At 58.9% G+C, this 17,296-nt stretch carries 15 protein-coding genes (1 of these 15 cut by a window edge); 12 read left to right on the top strand and 3 right to left on the bottom strand.

Annotated elements, in window-relative coordinates:
* Positions 1-252 precede the first annotated feature (252 nt).
* The 5 genes from clpP to HWX74_RS04870 all read left to right on the top strand — a co-directional run bounded on the left by clpP (position 253) and on the right by HWX74_RS04870 (position 4,865).
* The gene (clpP, locus tag HWX74_RS04890) at positions 253-837 is read left to right on the top strand and encodes an ATP-dependent Clp endopeptidase proteolytic subunit ClpP (protein ID WP_176014535.1); all 585 of its coding nucleotides are present in this window, start codon (positions 253-255) and stop codon (positions 835-837) included.
* Positions 838-854: 17 nt separating this feature from the next.
* On the top strand, positions 855-2,186 hold the full coding sequence (gene clpX, locus HWX74_RS04885) for an ATP-dependent Clp protease ATP-binding subunit ClpX (RefSeq protein WP_176012480.1): 1,332 nt from the start codon (positions 855-857) through the stop codon (positions 2,184-2,186).
* 118 nt (positions 2,187-2,304) lie between these two features.
* Entirely contained in the window at positions 2,305-3,498 is a 1,194-nt protein-coding gene (locus tag HWX74_RS04880) for a serine/threonine-protein kinase (protein WP_176012479.1), read from the top strand.
* Between the two features lie 12 nt (positions 3,499-3,510).
* Positions 3,511-4,263 (top strand): SDR family oxidoreductase, encoded by a 753-nt coding sequence (locus HWX74_RS04875; protein WP_176012478.1) that lies wholly within the window; start codon positions 3,511-3,513, stop codon positions 4,261-4,263.
* Positions 4,260-4,865: a signal peptidase I gene (locus HWX74_RS04870; RefSeq protein WP_176012477.1), complete on the top strand. Its 606-nt coding sequence runs from the start codon at positions 4,260-4,262 to the stop codon at positions 4,863-4,865. Before HWX74_RS04875 ends, HWX74_RS04870 begins: the two co-directional genes overlap by 4 nt.
* Positions 4,866-4,877: 12 nt before the next feature.
* Here HWX74_RS04870 and folK read toward each other — a convergent pair whose 3' ends face one another.
* The gene (gene folK / locus HWX74_RS04865) at positions 4,878-5,351 is read right to left on the bottom strand and encodes a 2-amino-4-hydroxy-6-hydroxymethyldihydropteridine diphosphokinase (RefSeq protein ID WP_176012476.1); all 474 of its coding nucleotides are present in this window, start codon (positions 5,349-5,351) and stop codon (positions 4,878-4,880) included.
* A gap of 108 nt (positions 5,352-5,459) precedes the next feature.
* On the opposite strand from folK, the gene fmt reads away from it, so the two are divergent.
* From fmt to hrpA, 4 genes are all read left to right on the top strand, one after another.
* A complete protein-coding gene (fmt, locus tag HWX74_RS04860) occupies positions 5,460-6,419 on the top strand; it encodes a methionyl-tRNA formyltransferase (RefSeq protein ID WP_176012475.1) in 960 nt (319 codons plus the stop codon).
* An 84-nt stretch (positions 6,420-6,503) separates the two neighbouring features.
* Positions 6,504-8,135, top strand: a complete 1,632-nt coding sequence (locus tag HWX74_RS04855; protein ID WP_176012474.1) for an Rne/Rng family ribonuclease — start codon at positions 6,504-6,506, stop codon at positions 8,133-8,135.
* A gap of 196 nt (positions 8,136-8,331) precedes the next feature.
* Complete coding sequence (locus HWX74_RS04850; protein ID WP_176012473.1) at positions 8,332-8,571, top strand: hypothetical protein; 240 nt, start codon at positions 8,332-8,334, stop codon at positions 8,569-8,571.
* A gap of 134 nt (positions 8,572-8,705) precedes the next feature.
* Positions 8,706-12,620, top strand: coding sequence for an ATP-dependent RNA helicase HrpA (gene hrpA, locus HWX74_RS04845; RefSeq protein WP_176012472.1), 3,915 nt, complete (start codon positions 8,706-8,708; stop codon positions 12,618-12,620).
* A gap of 14 nt (positions 12,621-12,634) precedes the next feature.
* On the opposite strand, the gene HWX74_RS04840 is transcribed toward hrpA, so the two are convergent.
* On the bottom strand, positions 12,635-13,876 hold the full coding sequence (locus HWX74_RS04840) for a hypothetical protein (RefSeq protein ID WP_176012471.1): 1,242 nt from the start codon (positions 13,874-13,876) through the stop codon (positions 12,635-12,637).
* A 149-nt stretch (positions 13,877-14,025) separates the two neighbouring features.
* Positions 14,026-14,718 (bottom strand): potassium channel family protein, encoded by a 693-nt coding sequence (locus HWX74_RS04835; protein WP_176012470.1) that lies wholly within the window; start codon positions 14,716-14,718, stop codon positions 14,026-14,028.
* A 359-nt stretch (positions 14,719-15,077) separates the two neighbouring features.
* Here HWX74_RS04835 and HWX74_RS04830 point away from each other — a divergent pair, with 359 nt between their 5' ends.
* The 3 genes from HWX74_RS04830 to clpB all read left to right on the top strand — a co-directional run.
* On the top strand, positions 15,078-15,524 hold the full coding sequence (locus HWX74_RS04830) for an Hsp20/alpha crystallin family protein (protein WP_176012469.1): 447 nt from the start codon (positions 15,078-15,080) through the stop codon (positions 15,522-15,524).
* Positions 15,525-15,549: 25 nt separating this feature from the next.
* Complete coding sequence (locus tag HWX74_RS04825; protein ID WP_176012468.1) at positions 15,550-15,933, top strand: Hsp20/alpha crystallin family protein; 384 nt, start codon at positions 15,550-15,552, stop codon at positions 15,931-15,933.
* 156 nt (positions 15,934-16,089) lie between these two features.
* On the top strand, positions 16,090-17,296 hold the 5' portion of the coding sequence (gene clpB / locus HWX74_RS04820) for an ATP-dependent chaperone ClpB (RefSeq protein WP_176012467.1). 1,367 nt of this gene lie beyond the right edge of the window; only the first 1,207 of its 2,574 coding nucleotides appear in the window; its start codon is at positions 16,090-16,092; its stop codon lies off the right edge, out of view.

Here is a 17,296-nt window from a genome sequence, read left to right as displayed (position 1 = left end):
AGGTGTCAAAAGCGGTATCGGCCCGCGGCATTTCGCCGGGATGGGGCGTGCTTTTGAAATCGCCGGAAAAAACCGGTTCGACGCTTGATCTCGACGGCCCGTTGCTATATGTTTAGTGACGGGCCGTTATGCCGTGCAAGACGGCTTTTTCGAGGAGAAAACGTGACGTCGGGCGGCCACTGGAGCGCATTCCGGCGGAGGATTGGTCAAATTGAAATATAATTTTAGAGGCTGACAATGAGCAAGAATTCCATGTTGGTGCCGATGGTGGTCGAACAGACCGGGCAGGGCGAACGCGGTTACGATATCTATTCGCGGTTGTTGAAGGACCGCATTATTCTGCTGGGGACGCCGGTCGACGACGATGTCGCCAACCTGATCATCGCCCAATTGCTGTTCCTGCAGGCGGAAGATCCGAAAAAAGACATCGATCTGTATATCAACAGTCCCGGCGGCTCGGTGACGGCCGGGCTGGCAATTTACGACACGATGCAAATTCTTTCCTGCGATGTCAAAACTTATTGCCTCGGCCAGTGCGCCAGCATGGGCGCGGTGCTGTTGTGCGCCGGCGCCGCCGGCAAACGGTATGCCTTGCCCAATTCCCGGATCATGATTCATCAGCCGTGGGGCGGCGCCCAGGGAACGGCGGCGGATATCGATATCCAGGCCAAAGAGATCCTGCGGCTGCGGCAGATGCTCAATGCGATCATCGCCGGCCATACGAAGCAGCCGTTGAAGAAAGTGGAGAAAGACACCGAACGGGATTTCTTCATGTCGGCCGAAGAGGCGGTGAAATACGGCATCGTCGATGGTGTCGTGAAGAATAATGTCAAATAAATTGGAATTGTTGATTTATGGCCAATAATAAGCAAGGCCCGGTCTGTTCCTTCTGCGGCCGGCCGGTTCAGGAGCCCGGCGCCGGGCAGGTGGTGGCCGGCCAGGACGGTTCGTTGATCTGTCAGCATTGTGTCGATGCGTGTGTGGATATGATTTACGGCAAGAACCGCAGCCGGCGCGACAAAAAGAACAATACGGTCATCGAAGATACCGTGCGCCAGTTGATCGTCCCGAATCCGGCGGCGATCAAGCAGGAGCTGGATAAATTCGTCATCGGCCAGGAGCATGCCAAAAAGGTGCTGGCGGTCGCGGTGCACAACCATTACAAACGGCTGCAGAGCCGGCTGCTGGAGCGGGAAGCCGTCGAGGCGGAGGACGGTGAGGTGATGCTGGACAAGAGCAATGTTTTGCTGTTGGGCCCGACCGGCTCCGGCAAGACGCTGCTGGCCCAGACGCTGGCGCGTCTGCTGGATGTGCCGTTCTGCATCTGCGACGCGACGACGCTGACCGAGGCCGGTTATGTCGGCGAGGATGTCGAAAATATCATCCTGCGGCTGGTGCAGGCGGCCGATTACGACATTGAACGCGCCCAGATCGGCATCATCTATGTCGACGAGATCGACAAGATTGCCCGCAAGACGGAAAATGTTTCCATCACCCGCGACGTGTCCGGCGAAGGCGTGCAGCAGGCGCTGTTGAAAATCATCGAAGGGACGGTGGCCAACGTGCCGCCGAAGGGCGGCCGCAAACATCCGCAGCAGGAGTATCTGCAGGTCGATACATCCAACATTCTTTTCATTTGCGGCGGCGCTTTTATCGGATTGGACAAAATTATCCAGCGCCGGATCGGCAAGCAGGTGCTCGGCTTCAAGCGGCTGGTGGACCCGGAAAGCGGTTCCGGCATCGGGCCGGCGGAAGATGCCGCCGACAACCCGTTGGCTTTTTACGAACCGGAGGACCTGATCCGTTTCGGCCTGATTCCGGAATTCATCGGCCGGTTGCCGGTGATCAGCTATCTGTCGCCGTTGAAAAAGGATGATTTGAAGCGGATTTTGACCGAACCGCGCAATGCGTTGATCAAACAGTACCAGAAACTGATGGCGATGGAGAATGTCAAGCTGACCTTCACCGGCGACGCGATTGACGAGTTGGCGGAAAAGGCGGTGCAGCGCGGCACCGGCGCACGCGGATTGCGTTCGCTGCTGGAAGAGTTGATGCTGGAAATCATGTATGAGGTGCCGTCGCGGCAGGATGTTGAAAGCTGCGCCATCGACGGCGCGGTCGTGCGCGGCGAAAAATCGCCGGTGTTGACCTTGAAAGGCGCCAGAAAAAAAGCCGCCGCCAAATAACGGCAAACGCCGGTCACCGGTTGCGGTCGCGAAAGAGGAAACGGGTTGCCGCCGGTGACAGTTCGTCTCCGGGATGCTTTCGGGCCGGAGGGAAACGGATAGAAGGCAGGATTGAGCGATGCAGGACGATGCGTCAAAAACACAGATCATGGAGCCGGTGCAGTCGACCCGCACGGTGACGCTGGAGGAGCTGGCGCCGCCGGCCGATTCGGCGGCATTGTCGGTGCGGGACGTGCTGCGGGATTTGCCGGTGAAACCGCGCGATCGCTATAAGTTCCTGCGGACGATCGGCTTCGGCGGCATGAAATCGGTGCTGCTTGTCTACGATAGCGATACGTTGCGCGAAGTGGCGCTGGCGATCATGCCGGATTACCGGGAGCGCAAGGTGCAGGACATTTTGCGTTTCGTCCAGGAAGCGAAGATCACCGCCCGGCTGGAACACCCGAATATCGTCCCGGTGCACGATTTCGGCGTCGATACCGGCGGCGCGCCTTATTTTACGATGAAATACCTGCAGGGCCGGACGATGGCGACGATTCTGCGCAAATTGCGGCAGCGCGACGAGGAGACGCTGGCGGAATATGATATTTCCAAATTGCTCCGGATTTATTTGCGGATCTGCAATGCGATCGGTTTTGCCCACTCCCAGCAGATTATCCATCTGGATTTGAAGCCGGAAAATATCCATGTCGGCGAATTCGGCGAAGTGCAGGTGCTGGATTGGGGCTTGGCCAAGCCGATCGAGGCGCCGGAATTGGACAGCGCGGCGCCGGCGTGCCGCTCTGGCAAACTCAGCGCCGGCCAGACCCGGGACGGCGTGGCCCGGGGAACGCCCGGTTATATGGCGCCGGAGCAGGCGGCCGGCCGCAATCGCCAGAAGGACCAGCGCACCGATATCTATGCGTTGGGTTGCATCCTCTATGCGATGCTGACGTTTGAAACGCCGTTGGCCGGGCAGGAGGTGCAGGAGGTGCTCAAGGCGACCATCCGCGGCAATATCAAGACGCCGAGCGAACTGGAAAACCCGGTGCGGCCGATCCCGGCGGCGCTGGAAGCGATCTGCCTGAAAGCGATGGAGCGTTATCAGGAAAATCGTTACCAGAGCGTCGATGAACTGCGGGAGGACATTACCGCTTTCATGGGCGGTTTCGCGCCGAAAGCGGCCAACGCCAATCCGCTGCAGAAAACCTTTTTGTTCATCGGCCGCAATTTGTTGGCCTCCTGCCTGGCGGTGGCGGTGTTTCTGCTTTTGCTGACGGCCGGCGTGCTGGTTTATTGTTATGTCAACGAAATTATCACGTTGAATATTTGAGGAATTGTCGAAATGCCGGAAGGAAAAACTGTTTTGATCACCGGAGCCACCAGCGGCCTGGGAGCGGCGCTGGCGGCCCGGTTCCGCCGCGATGGCTGGCGGGTCATCGGCGCGGCGCGGCGGGAGCCGGCGGATCCGGACGCGCTGGATTGTTTTCTGCCGGCCGACTTGAGCGACCCCGATGGCGCGGCGGCGTTGGCGGCGGAGTTGCAGCGGCGGAATTTCACCGTCGATCTTTTGATCAACAATGCCGGTATCGGCGCTTACGCCACCTGGGACGAGTTGGATTCGGCGGCCTTGCGGCGGCTGATGGAGGTGGACTTTTTCGCGCCGGTCGCTCTGACCAAAGCGCTGCTGCCGGCGTTGCGGGCCAGGGGGGGCGGCGTCATCAACATCGCCTCGGTGGCCGGATTGGCCTGGGTGCCCTGCATGGGAGCGTACAGCGCCGCCAAGTTTGCGCTGACCGCTTTTTCCCGGACGCTGGCGGTGGAGGAGTCGGTGCATGGGTTGCGGGTCATGACCGTTTACCCCGGCCGGATCAGCACCGGATTTTCCTCGCGTTCGCACAGTTGCCGGCCGGTGCCGGAGACGCCCGGCAATGCGGCGGCCAGTGCGGCGGAATTTGCCGAACGGGTCTGGCGGGCCTGGACGCGCGGCCGCCGCAGCTTGTTGTATCCGTGGTGGTACTGTTTCTTCCTCTGGTTCGTCAAACTCTGTCCGGGGTTTTATGCCCGTGAAAACATCCGGCGCTGGAAACTGCGATGAACGGATTTCCGGTGAAGGCCGGCCGGCCGGCCGGAGGCTATCACTATTGCGGGAACAGCATGCGCCGGGTTTTCCGGCCGGGTGATGTGCTTGTTCTGGCTACGGTGCCGTTCGAGCGACTGCGGTGCGGCGATGTGATTTGTTTCCGGAATACGGCCGGCAAGCAGATTGTCCACCGGATCGTCGGCTGGCGGCCGGATGGCGCGGTGACCCAGGGGGACAACAACGATTGCGTCGATGCGGAACCGGTGGCGGCGGAAAACTATTTCGGCCGTGTTGAGGCCTTTCAGCGCGGTCGTCGCCAGCGGCGGATGCGGAACGGTCCGGCCGGGATGCGCCAGTTTCATTGGAATCGCTGCCGGCGGCGGTGCCGGCTGACGCTGGCCGGCTGGAAGCGGCGGTGGTGGGGAACGGCGGCGCCGTTCGGCTGGCTCAAGTGCAGTTTCCGGCCGCTGGTCTGCCGGAAATTCGGCGAGGATGCTCTGTTGTTCTGGCGGGAAATTCCGGTCGCCCGCCGGCATGGCGGCCGTTGGCGGCCGCGAGGCGTCTGGCGGCTCTTTTTCCGGCCGGACGATCCGATTTTCCGGAAATGGGAGCGCTGAACGGTTGCGGGATCATGCCGATTCCGCCGGCAGCCTGGCCAGGCAGGCGGCGACGCTTTCGCCACTGTCCGGGAAGCGCCAGTCGGCGGCGATTTCCGCCAGCGGCGCCAGCACGAAACGGCGTTGACGGGCCCGGGGGTGGGGCAGCGTCAGTTCGTCGCTGTGACAGCACTCCTCACCGAACAGAATCAAGTCCAGATCGAGCGTGCGCGGCTGATTGACGCCGTGTTCGGCCGGCCGGCCGCAGCGTTCTTCGATCGCTTGGCAGCAGCGCAGCAGCGTTCGGGCGTCGCCCGGCCAGTCGCCGGTCAGCGCGCCGTTCAGAAAATCGGCGGTTCCCGGCGCGCAATCGACCGGCGCGGTTCGCAGCCAGTTGGAATGGCGCAGTTGCCGCAAACCGGCTTCGGTCAAAAGCCGCATGGCGGCGGCGAACGTGGCGGCGACATTTCCGGTATTGCCGCCGATGGCGATGGCTGTTTTGGTCATTTTGGTCGCTTCTTGTTGATTAAAAATGAACCGGGTTGGAAAAATAATCGTTCACGCGATATATTCTAGTTCGATTTTCTAATAAGTAAAGAGATTTTTCTGATAAAAATGAGCGATAAATTGAGGGTGTTCTTTCTCGGTTCCGGTGAGATCGCCGTGCCGATCCTTTACGCGCTGATCGCGGCGCCGTCGCTGGATTTGCTCGGCGTCGCCACGCAGCCGGACCGGCAGGCGGGACGGCGGCGCCAACTGATCTCCACGCCGGTCGGCAAGGCGGCGGACCTGGCCCAGGTGGGGGCGGAACGGATCGAGAATGTCAATGCGCCGGAATTTATCGCCCGGCTGCGCGGACTGGCGCCGGACATCGTGCTGGTCGTCTCGTTCGGCCAGATTTTGCGCGACGAGCTTTTGAACCTGCCGGAATATGGCTGCGTCAACGTGCATGCTTCGCTGCTGCCGAAATACCGCGGCGCGTCGCCGATCGCGGCGGCGATTGCCAATCGCGATGCCATGACCGGAATTGCTTACATGCGGATGAACCGCGGCCTGGATACCGGCGACGTCTTTCGGATTCTGCCGTTGGAATTGCGGGGCAATGAGTCGGCCGATGCGCTGGAATTCCAACTGGGGCTGCTGGCGGCCGGCGAATTGGAAACGACCTTGTGCGGCATTGTCGACGGCACTTATCCGCCGCGGGCGCAGGAAGAGGCGGCGGCCAGCAAGACCAAAAAAATCAAAAAATCCGACGGCCTGATCGATTGGCGCCGTTCCGCCGCCGACATCGAAGCGCTGCTGCGGGCGTATCATCCGTGGCCGGGCGCTCATTTCAATCTGCTGCTGGAGGAGGGACCGCTGACGATTACGGTGCGGCGGGCGAATGTCCTGTCGCTCGACGGCGGCCGGCCGGGCGAAATTCTGCTGGCGGATCCCAAACGCGGCTGGATTGTCGCCTGCGGAGAAGGCGCTTTGGAGCTGCTCGAAATCGTGCCGACCGGCCGCAAGGCGATGCCGGCGACCGCGTTTTTGAACGGCTGCCGGCTGGATCGGGCCGAAGTGATGGTGGAATAGAAAAATAAAGCACTGGAGGCCGGCGGCATGGGGACTGCCGGTGGGTGCTTTGCTGTTAACAATTTATTATAGAGTGAATGAATCATGGTGACACCCACGAAGAAGACGATTATTCTCAATTGCGAGAAACTGGAACGCCGGTTTGCGCAGTTGAGCAATGGCCGGCTGGAAGAATACCAGTTGGAACGCGAGGAGGACGATCCGCGGGTCGGTTCGATTTATCTCGGCCGGATTATCAATCTGGAACCGACTTTGCAGGCGGCGTTCGTCGATATCGGCGCCGGCAAGAATGCGTTTCTGCACTATTGGGACATGCTGCCGGGCGGGGACGAACTGTTGGAGAAATCCGCCAAAGTCGGCCATGAAGAGGTGGTCAAAAAGACCGGCCGGAACAACGCTTCCCGGCGCGGCGGCGAGAATGATTCGGCGCGCGCTTCCCAGATTCGCGCCAGGGAGAAACGCCGCCAGCACAAGATGACCGTGCAGGACATTCCGGAATTGTTTCCGAACGGGACGGAGCTGCTGGTGCAGGTCGTCAAGGGACCGATCGGGACCAAGGGCGCCCGGGTGACGACCAATATCTCGATTGCCGGCCGCTATCTGGTGCTGCTGCCGTATTCCGACCACATCGGTTTGTCGACCAAAATCGACAATGAACAGGAGCGGTCCCGGCTGCGGAAGATTCTCGCCTCGCTGGAGGTGCCGGAAGGGATCGGCCTGATCTGCCGGACGGTTGGTGAAGGGCGCAAGAGCATTTTTTTCAAGCGCGATCTGGATTTGCTGCTGGACTATTGGCGCCGGGCGGAAGAGGCGGTCAACAAACGCCGGGCGCCGACGCTGGTGTACGCCGAACCGAATCTGATCGAACGGACGGTGCGGGATTTCATGACCGAGGACATCGCCCAGATCATCGTCGACGATCCCGATGCCTATCGCGATATTTACAACGCGCTGAAGAAATTCGGCGGCGGGCGGATGGCGGCTAAGGTGAGCCGTTACGACCGGGCGGAGCCGATTTTCGACCATTACAGGGTCAAAACCCAGTTGGCCGACGTCTTTCGCCGGGAAGTGCAGTTGCCGAGCGGCGGTTATATCTGCATTGACGAGACTGAGGCGCTGATCGCCATCGACGTCAACACCGGCCGCGGCAAGCGCAACGGCGACCAGCCGGAAATCATTCTGCAGACCAATCTGGAAGCGGCTGAGGAGATTGCCCGGCAGTTGCGGCTGCGCAACATCGGCGGACTGGTGGTGCTGGACTTCATCGACATGCGGTCGATGAAAGACCGGGAAGAGTTGTTCAAATATATGAAAAAACTGGTCAAGGATGACCGGGCCAAGACGAAAGTGCTGCCGCTGAGCAAACTCGGTTTGATGGAGATGACCCGGCAGCGCGAACATGAGAGCGTCAAGGATACCGTGTACGACCCGTGCCCGTATTGCCACGGTTCCGGCCGGGTCAAGTCGGCGATGTCGATGAGCGTTGAAATTCAGCGGCAGTTGAATGCGCTGATGAAGAACGGCCGGCACAAGGGGATGGCGGTGCGGGTGCTGATGCATCCGGAGGTGCTGGACCGGTTGAAAAATGAGGATGCTTCGCTGCTTCACGAACTGGAGGAGCGTTATGAGAACACGTTGAGTTTCCGGGCTGATCCGGCGCTGCATTATGAGGAGTTTTATCTGATCGATCCGGCCAGCGGGGCGAAGCTGAAATGAGGGAAGGCAAGTCCGGTCCGGCATGAAAGAAATATTTGCGAAAAGTTTTCCGTTTTGCTGTTGCAAGTTGAAAGCATGGTGTTATATATAATATAACGCATCGCTTGGTTCGGGAGGGCTTTCCCTTGGTGGATGTTTTTGGGTTCGTATGAAATGATACGGATGGTTAATCAGTAAAGAAAGTGAGAAGAAATTGATGAGCAAGAAAGAAATTTACGCAGACGGCATTGGACAGATTCATTTCGCGGGCGGCATGGTTCGTTTCGATTTCGTGACGCTGCAGCCGAAGGAGAATGAACAGCCGACTGCCGAAATCAACGAGCGCATCATCATGCCGCCGCAGGGCTTTTTGAATGCTTTCAACTCCATGCAGCAGCTGATCGACAAGCTGTTGGAGGCCGGAGTGCTCCAGAAGAATGAGAAGGCTGCCAAATAAGCGGAATTGATTTTCCTGGAAGTTAAGGGTGCCGCGGAAGGATGTTTTCGCGGCACCCTTTGTGTATGATGGAGGCCGGCGGTATTGCACAAGACGGTTTTACCATTTATAGTAATGGCTCGATTGAAGAAACGATGGTTGGAGCCGGTATGGACGACGACAGGACGGAACATTTTTTATTTGAGCGGGAAATCTCCGGTCAGTTCGACCGGATTCGTTTGGTTGACCGGCGTCGGCTGGAACGGGATTTGAAGCAGTACCGGGCGCAGTTGCGGCGCGGCGAGGCGGCACCGTCGCTTCGTGAGGCGATCGTCCGGCGGCTGCAGCAGGCGGTCGAACGTAATCTCGGGCAGTATGCCGACCGGTTGCCGGTGGCGTATCCGCCGGAATTGCCGCTGACGGCCAAGGTCGCCGAAATCAAGGAGGCGCTGGAATGTTCGCCGGTGGTGATTGTCTGCGGCAGTACCGGTTCCGGTAAAACGACGCAGTTGCCCAAAATCGCGCTGGAATTGGGGCGTGGCCGGGCCGGACGGATCGGCTGCACGCAGCCGCGCCGGCTGGCCGCGACGGCGATGGCGCGGCGGGTGGCTGCCGAACTGCAGGTGGAACTGGGGCGGGAAGTCGGTTCCCAGGTGCGTTTCGACGACCGTACCGGCGAAGCGACGGTGATCAAGTTCATGACCGACGGCATTCTGCTGGCCGAAACGCGTCACGACCCGGATTTGCTGCAATACGATACTTTGATCATCGATGAAGTGCATGAACGCAGCTTGAACATCGATTTTATTCTGGGTTATTTGAAGGATCTGCTGCGCCGCCGCCGGGACTTGAAGGTGGTGATCTCCTCGGCGACGCTGGACGCCGGTCATTTTTCAGATTTTTTCAACCGGGCGCCGGTGGTGACCGTCGAAGGGCGCACTTATCCGGTCGAGGATTGTTTTCTGCCGCCGGAGGAGGATGAGGAGTTGTCCGGACAGGTCGCCCGGGCGGTGGAGTTTGTCAGCGAGCTCGACCGCAGCGGCGATATTCTGGTTTTTCTGCCGGGTGAACGGGAGATTCGCGATGCCGTCGATGTGTTGAGTGGCCGGCGTTATCCGAATACTGAAGTGCTGCCGCTGTACGCCCGGTTGAGCATGGGCGACCAGCAGAAGATTTTTTCGCCCGGCCGGCAGCGCCGGATCATTCTGGCGACGAACGTGGCGGAAACTTCCGTGACCATTCCGCGCATTCATTATGTCGTCGACTCCGGCCTGGCGCGCATCAGCCGCTACAATCCGCGCACCCAGATCCAAGAGCTGCAGATTGAGCAGATTTCGCAGGCCAGCGCCCGGCAGCGCCGCGGCCGCTGCGGCCGGGTCGGCGAAGGGATTTGCGTCTATCTGTATTCGGAAGAGGTGCTGCAGCGCAGTGTGCCGTATACCGATCCGGAAATCCGCCGGACTTCGCTGGCCGGCGTCATTCTGCAGATGGCGCTGCTGGGGTTGCCGCGGATTGAGAAGTTTCCGTTTCTCGACCCGCCGCCGGCCAATCTGATCCGGGACGGGGTGCGGACGCTGGAGGATATCGGCGCGATCGACGACCATGGCCGGATTACCAGAAACGGCTGGACGATTGCCGGTTTGCCGATCGATCCGCAGTTGGCCAGAATGATTCTGGAAGCGGAGAAACGCAAGGTGTTGCCGGAAATGATCGTCATCGTCGCTTTTCTGAGTATTCTCGATCCGCGCGAACGGCCGGCCGACCAGCAGCAGGCGGCCGATCAGGCCCATCGGCAGTGGCGGGACGAGCGGTCCGATTTTCTGGGCATTTTGAAATTGTGGAATTTTCTGCAGCAGGAGTTGCGCGGCGGCCTGTCATATGGTGGATTGCGCCGGCTGTGCCGGCGCAATTTTCTCAATTACAACCGGATCCGGGAATGGTTCAACCTGGTTGGCGACCTGACCGACGCGGTCCGGGAGTGCCGCTGGAAAGCGGCGGCCGAGAAAGTGGTTTTCGAGCGGATTTCGGCGGATTTGATCCATCTGTCCATCCTGGCCGGCATTCCGCGCAATGTCGGCTGTTTCGATCGCGAATACCTTTATTACCGCGGGACCGGCGGCCGGAAATTCTACCTGTTTCCCGGTTCGGCGTTGTTCAAACAGAAGCCGGTGCCGGCCTGGATCGTCACCTTCGCGCTGGTGGAAACCACCCGGATTTATGCCCGGCAGAACGCGGTGATCAAACCGGAATTCATCGAACAGGCGGCGCCGCACTTGTGTACGCCGGTTTATAGCAACGTGCAGTTCGATCCGGCCAGCGGTTTTGTCTATGCCAGAGAGCAGGTGACGTTCGGCGGTTTGCTGGTCCACAATGGGCGCCGGGTGCATTACGGCAAATTACGGCCGGCCGAAGCGCGGGAAGTGTTCCTCCGGGAAGGCTTGCTGACCGGCGATTATCACTCTGATCATCGGGTGCTCAAGCGGCACCGCCGTTTGCTGGAGCGCCTGAATGCGCTGGAAATCAAAGTGCGGCGGCCGGGGACGATTTTGGATACCGAAGCGATGTACGAGCATTTGGCCGGACTGTTGGGACCGGAAATCTGTTCGATCAAAGCGTTGGAGGAGGCGCTGGATGCCGACCCGGAACTGGCGCGGCGTTTGGTTATGCCGGACGCGGCGGCGATGCAGGTGCAGTTGCGTCCGGTTCTGCCGGAAGAGTATCCGGATGAAATGACCTTTGCCGGGCACCGCTTCCGGCTGCGTTATGCGTTTGAACCCGGCGAGAAGGAGGACGGTGTTTTACTGCTGGTGCCGACGGCGGAATTGAATTTGCTCGATGCCGCCGCACTGGAGTACGGCGTGCCGGGCTATCTGCCGGAAAAAGTGGAGTTGCTGCTCAAATCGCTGCCCAAGGAGCTGCGGCAGCGCTGTATGCCGTTGGCCGGGTGCGCCCGGGAATACATCGCCGTCTGGCGGCAGGGAAAATTGCGTCCGGGCGCCGGTTTGTTGACCACCCTGAGCGAATTTCTTGAAGCGCGGGTCGGCCGTCCGGTGCTGGAACGGGAGTTTTCGCCGGAACGACTGCCGCAGTATTTGACGTTGCGGGTGGCGGAGCTGAATCGGGAAGGCCGGGTGGTGGCGATACACGATGAAGTGCCGGCGGCGGCCCGGTGCGGTTCGCGTTTGAGTGCGGCGGTCGCCGGCGTCGGTATGTGGGTGTTGTCCGGTTGTGACGATTGGCCGGGCGCCGCGATGCCGGAGAGCGTGTCCCTGCCGCCGGATGCCGAACGGCTGGCTTATCCGGCGGTGGTTGACGAGGAAACGGCGGTCGGCCGGCAATTGTTTCTGGATCTGGCCGAGGCGCAGGAAATGCACCGGGCGGGAATTGTCCGGTTGTTCAAATTGCAGCAGGCCAATCTGATCAAATTTATCAGGCGTGATTTTAAATTGCCGCCGGCCTTGCGGTTGGATTTTTTTGCAGCGGATCCCGGGAAAAACTATCTGGACGATTTGCTGGACTGGTCGATTTCCACCGCTTTCGGCGGCCGTGACCTCTGGTCGATCCGTTCCGGCGAGGCGTACCGGACGCGCCGGGAACTGGCCCGGGAACGGCTTGGGGCCGCGGCGATGAAACATCAGGAAATGCTGGTGGCGCTGCACGAGCAATATGCGCCGCTGATGGCGCTGATCAGGAAGATGGAACGTACCACGCCGGGCGTTTGCCGGGATCTGCTCCGCCAGTTGAAATTCCTGTTTCGTCCGGGCTTTCTGCGCTGTGAAGTTGCGCTGGAGCGCTATCCGCGTTATTTGCGCGGCGCCTGGCTGCGGGCCGGACGGATCAACAGTGCGCCGCACAAGGACGACGCGAAACTGGAGCCGCTGGAGCCGTTGATCGAACGTTTTCATCTGGCGGCGCTCGGAGTCGAACATCCGGAGCGCTCGCCGCAGTTGGTCTGTTTTTTTCTGGCGCTGCAGGAACTCCGTTTGGCGCAGTTCGCGCCGGAGGTGCGGACGCTGGAAAAAGTGTCCGTCCAGAAGCTGCAGGCTTTGTGGGACGAATTGCGCCTGTAATTTCCGGTCGCCGGTCAGGGCGCGGCCGGCATCGTAATGGCCGGCCGTGCCGGCTGCCAGACATTGCGGAACGGATAAAGGGTGATCTCGTCGGTGATGACGGTGAAGGCCGGCAGCGTGAGGCCGGCCTGCCGGTGATAGAAAACGTTGTTCCGGATCATGCTGGAGTGTTCCCGCAGCGGCAGCGCGTTGTCGCAGGCCAGATAGATGGCATGGTCTTCCGCTTCGGAAATCGACAGTTTGTAACAGTAAACATCGTTGATCAGGACCGGTTCCGGATCGAGTTGGAGTTCCGGATACAGTTCGCTTGGCGCCGCCATTCCCAGGATGACGTGCGGCAGAAAATCCTGTTGACCGGTGAACGGCGTCAAATTGTCATTCTGAATGCTGTACATCGTCAAATTTCCGCCTTCGTTGACGATGCGCAGTCCCGGATTGACTTCCGGATAATAAGGAATCAGGTCCAGATAACCGTCCGGTAGTTTCCGGCCCGGCAGGTGCCGCTCCATCAATGCTTCCAGCATGGCCAGGCTGGTTGCCGCTTTCGGCGGAACGGCATCGTTTTGGAAATACCACTCCGGCAACGGTTCGTCGAAAGTGGCCTGCAGCAACAGCGACGTGGAATCGGGCGTCGCCGTCCGTCCCGGCAATTTCACCTCGCCCCGACCGGCCCAGCGATAGTCGTTCAACGTCACCGTGCTGCTGTAATTCGGCGTGGCAATGATGACTTGATCCGGCAGGTAGGTGGCGGTATCCACTTCGAAGGTGACGACGAGATCGTCGCCGGTCGGGAAGGCGGCGCTCAGTTCATAGAATTTCCGGCCGTCGCGCTCCAGCAATTCCGGTTTCACCGTCACGGTCAGGCCGGACAGCAATTCCGGCAAAGGCCGGAAGCGGAAGATCAACTGGTCCAGCAGGGTTTGATTGTTGGCGGACGGCTGGCCGTTGACGGTGCACTGCTTGCCGTCATGGATGACAATCGCCTCGTCGGCGATATTCATCCGGGATTTGCCATCCTGGTATTTGATAAAAATCAGATAATCGCCGGCGATCAACAGATCGGCGGACCGGATCGGCTGCGACGGATCGTGGAAGATTGCCGCATCCATCTTCTGCATCAGTTCTTCACTGGTGATCGGCGCCGCCGCCGGCCGGGAAGGCGGGGTTGCTTCTTCGGCAATCGCCCCGAAACAGAAGTACAGACTCAGGAGCAGACAATTGCCGAGCCGGACTGAAATGGATCGTATCGTTTCCATGCTTTTTCTGGCATCCTCGTAGGTTAGATTTCTGCAATCATGCAACTGCTTTTGGCGGCATTCCGCTGCCGGAATCCGAAAAGACAGAATAAATTTATCCGAAATCATTTGAAATGCAATCGCCGGAAGCCGGATTCCCGGAGAAAAGGTCACCAGCGCCCGGTTTTTCCGCCGATCAACCGGCCGATGAACAGCGCGACGAACATGACGCCGCAAACCGCTTCCAGGCCGGCCAGGGAACGCACCAGCGGATGCAGCGGCGTGATGTCGCCGAAACCGCAGGTGGTCAGCGTGATCATGCTGAAATAGAACAAATCGTTCGCCGTCGGCGGAAACGGCTGGCCGTTGAACAGAAAGGCGCCCGGCAACAGGGCGTTCAGCAGGAAGTAGACATCACCGAACATCACCGCCACCAGCAGGAAGGCCAGCAGGCAGCTCGGAATCAAGACCAGTTGTTCGCGATGCCGCAGCGAGGAAACCATCAGAAACGCCGTCAGCAGCAGTTCGAACAGCGTCAGAACCCCCAGGCAGAAAAAAGCGTAATGATGCTGTTCGGCGGAATTGAACGAAACGAGATGAAATGATACCAGCAGCTTGGGGACCAGCAGCAGGATGCCGGCAATGACGGTGGCGATGAAAATTTTCCGGCTGTGGCTGACGAAGTAGGGAGCCAGCAGCATGCCGATGAAGAACAGCATCTCCATCGTTCCCTTGAACGCGGTCGACAGCGGCAGCGCTTCTCCCAGCAGAAAGACGACGAGAAACACCGTCAATACCGTACATTTGTTGGTTTTGATGGAGCGCCAACTCCGCAGCAGCTCTTTTAATACTGCGATTGTCATAGTTCGAATTCTCTCCGCAATGAGTTCGGCGATACTATATCACGCCGCGGCTGAAGCGGCAAGTTCTGAAACTGAAAGAGACAAAATGTCACTGTATTGAAGTGCTTTTAATAGTGACAAAATGTCACTGTCTGATTTTTCGGCAATTCCATTTGACAATGGAGAAAAAGTGTTTTAGATTGTAGATCAGAAGAGAATTGCGAAGGTATCCTTTATAAATGGTGAATTTTCCGGCGAACCCGGTCGGATTGTCTCGATTTTTCATTGTTTTGAAAAATTGGCACAGGTTCTGCTGAATTTCTCAGCGGAAGCAATCATCAATCATCCGTTTATGACGGTAAACAAATTGGAGGTGTTTTATGTTGGCTAAATTGAATGACAACTGGGGTGTCCTGACGCCGTGGAGAACCGTGAACGAATTGCAGAAAGGGTTCTGGGGGCTGCTGGACGAACTGGGCGACAGCGTCAATCGCCGTCTGGTCAGCTATCCGCGGATTACGCTGGACGAGAATGAAGATTCCACGGTGGCGAAATTTGTATTGCCCGGCTACAAGGCGGCTGAAATCGACGTGTCGGTAGTCGGTGATTTTCTGACGGTCAAGGCGGAGCGGCAGTGCGAAGAGCTTTCCGACAACGAAAGATATCTGCATCGTGAACGCGCCTGCGGCCGTTTCGAAGAGACGGTGAAGTTGCCGAGCCGGGTCAAGGCGGCGGAAGTGAGCGCCAAATATGCCGACGGCATTTTGACGGTGACCCTGCCGCGCCAGGAAGAAGAAAAACCGATGACGATCAAGATCAATCAATAAAGCATTGACGGAATATGGAGGTGTTATGATGACGGAAAAACAGAAACCGGCCGAAGAGAAGGATGTGGCAGTGGAGAAGGACGTGGAAGTGACGGCGATGCCGCAGGAATATGCTGAAACGACGCCGTTGGTCGATATCATCGAACAGGGCGGCGGCGTCAAGGTGCTGATGGATGTGCCGGGCGTCGTCAAGGAGAGTGTCGCGCTCGACGTCAAGGATCATATGTTGACGGCGACGGCGGACAGCATCCTGACCCGTGAAGGGCGCGGACTGCGTTTCAAACGCAGGTTCCAGATTTCCGATGAGATCGACGTGTCCGGCATTACCGCCAAAATTGACGAGGGCGTGTTGGAAATTCATCTGCCGAAATCGGAGTCCGCCAAGATTCATCGGATCAAAGTGGAATGATGAGGCAATTTCCCGGATGGCATTGGGCTTCCGCCGATATGGTGGAAGCCCGTTTCAAGTTTTGATTGCCGTCCGGCGGCTGCCGAATCGCCGGACGGCAATCAGGATTTGGAATGGGAAAAAAGAAGAGGCTGGCTTGAAAGGAGCTGATAAACTATGAATATGGAAAAATTTACGACGCGTTCCCGGGAGGCGTTGATGGCCGCGCACAATCAGGCGATTGAAAACGGCAACCCGGAATTGAATAATCTGCACGTCTTGTCCGCCTTGGTCAAACAGCCGGACGGCCTGGTCGGTTCGTTGCTGGACCGGCTGAATGTCAACCGGAGCGCCCTGACGGCGAAAATTGATCAGGCGGTGGAGAGTTTGCCGAAAGTTTCCGGTAATGGTGAAATCTACAATTCCCGTGAATTCAGTCAGTTGCTGATTGTGGCGGCGAAAAAGGCGGAGGAGATGCACGATGAATACATCAGTGTCGAACATCTCTTCCTGGCGTTGCTGGATGGGGGCGGCAAGGCGGCCGAAATTTTGAAAGATCAGAAGATCACCGTCGAAAACGTGCTGCAGATGCTGCAGACCATCCGCGGCAACCAGCGGGTGACCAGCGCTGATCCGGAAGCGACGTTTGAAGCGCTGGAAAAATACGGCCGGGATATGACTTTGCTGGCGGCACAGGATAAGCTCGATCCGGTAATCGGTCGTGACGAGGAAATCCGCCGGGTGGTGCAGATCCTCTCCCGCCGGACGAAGAACAACCCGGTATTGATCGGTGAACCCGGCGTCGGCAAGACGGCGATCGTCGAAGGGTTGGCGCGCCGGATCATCCGCGGCGATGTGCCGGAAAGCTTGCGCAACCGTCGGCTGATCGCGTTGGATATGGGAGCGTTGATCGCCGGAGCGAAGTACCGCGGCGAATTTGAAGAGCGGCTGAAAGCGGTGTTGAAAGAGGTCGTTGCGGCGGAAGGCAGCGTGATTTTGTTCATCGACGAATTGCATACCGTGGTCGGCGCCGGCGCGTCGGAGGGCTCGATGGATGCCGGCAACCTGTTGAAGCCGATGCTGGCGCGCGGCGAATTGCATTGCATCGGCGCGACGACGCTGGATGAATACCGGAAATACATCGAAAAGGATGCGGCGCTGGAACGCCGGTTTCAGGCCGTGCTGGTCGAACCGCCGTCGGTGGAGGACACCATTTCCATTCTGCGCGGTCTGAAAGAGCGTTATGAAGTGCATCACGGCGTGCAGATTCGCGACAGTGCATTGGTTGCCGCTGCGGTATTATCGGATAAATACATCGCCGACCGTTTCCTGCCGGACAAGGCGATCGACCTGGTCGATGAGGCGGCGGCGGCGTTGCGGACTG

The organism is Victivallis sp. Marseille-Q1083, from assembly GCF_903645315.1.
Taxonomy (GTDB): Bacteria; Verrucomicrobiota; Lentisphaeria; order Victivallales; family Victivallaceae; genus UMGS1518.
Note: the sequence above shows the minus strand (reverse complement) of the source record. Positions and strands in the feature narration are given on the sequence as shown.

Bases quoted from the DNA above. Each gene is read 5' to 3' on its own strand.
- fmt (WP_176012475.1), top strand. From the start codon at position 5,460: ATGAGCGATAAATTGAGGGTGTTCTTTCTCGGTTCCGGTGAGATCGCC.
- clpP (WP_176014535.1), top strand. From the start codon at position 253: ATGTTGGTGCCGATGGTGGTCGAACAGACCGGGCAGGGCGAACGCGGT.
- hrpA (WP_176012472.1), top strand. From the start codon at position 8,706: ATGGTTGGAGCCGGTATGGACGACGACAGGACGGAACATTTTTTATTT.
- HWX74_RS04835 (WP_176012470.1), bottom strand. From the start codon at position 14,718: ATGACAATCGCAGTATTAAAAGAGCTGCTGCGGAGTTGGCGCTCCATC.
- HWX74_RS04830 (WP_176012469.1), top strand. From the start codon at position 15,078: ATGTTGGCTAAATTGAATGACAACTGGGGTGTCCTGACGCCGTGGAGA.
- HWX74_RS04840 (WP_176012471.1), bottom strand. From the start codon at position 13,876: ATGGAAACGATACGATCCATTTCAGTCCGGCTCGGCAATTGTCTGCTC.
- folK (WP_176012476.1), bottom strand. From the start codon at position 5,351: ATGACCAAAACAGCCATCGCCATCGGCGGCAATACCGGAAATGTCGCC.
- HWX74_RS04880 (WP_176012479.1), top strand. From the start codon at position 2,305: ATGCAGGACGATGCGTCAAAAACACAGATCATGGAGCCGGTGCAGTCG.
- HWX74_RS04850 (WP_176012473.1), top strand. From the start codon at position 8,332: ATGAGCAAGAAAGAAATTTACGCAGACGGCATTGGACAGATTCATTTC.
- HWX74_RS04875 (WP_176012478.1), top strand. From the start codon at position 3,511: ATGCCGGAAGGAAAAACTGTTTTGATCACCGGAGCCACCAGCGGCCTG.
- HWX74_RS04825 (WP_176012468.1), top strand. From the start codon at position 15,550: ATGATGACGGAAAAACAGAAACCGGCCGAAGAGAAGGATGTGGCAGTG.
- HWX74_RS04870 (WP_176012477.1), top strand. From the start codon at position 4,260: ATGAACGGATTTCCGGTGAAGGCCGGCCGGCCGGCCGGAGGCTATCAC.
- clpX (WP_176012480.1), top strand. From the start codon at position 855: ATGGCCAATAATAAGCAAGGCCCGGTCTGTTCCTTCTGCGGCCGGCCG.
- HWX74_RS04855 (WP_176012474.1), top strand. From the start codon at position 6,504: ATGGTGACACCCACGAAGAAGACGATTATTCTCAATTGCGAGAAACTG.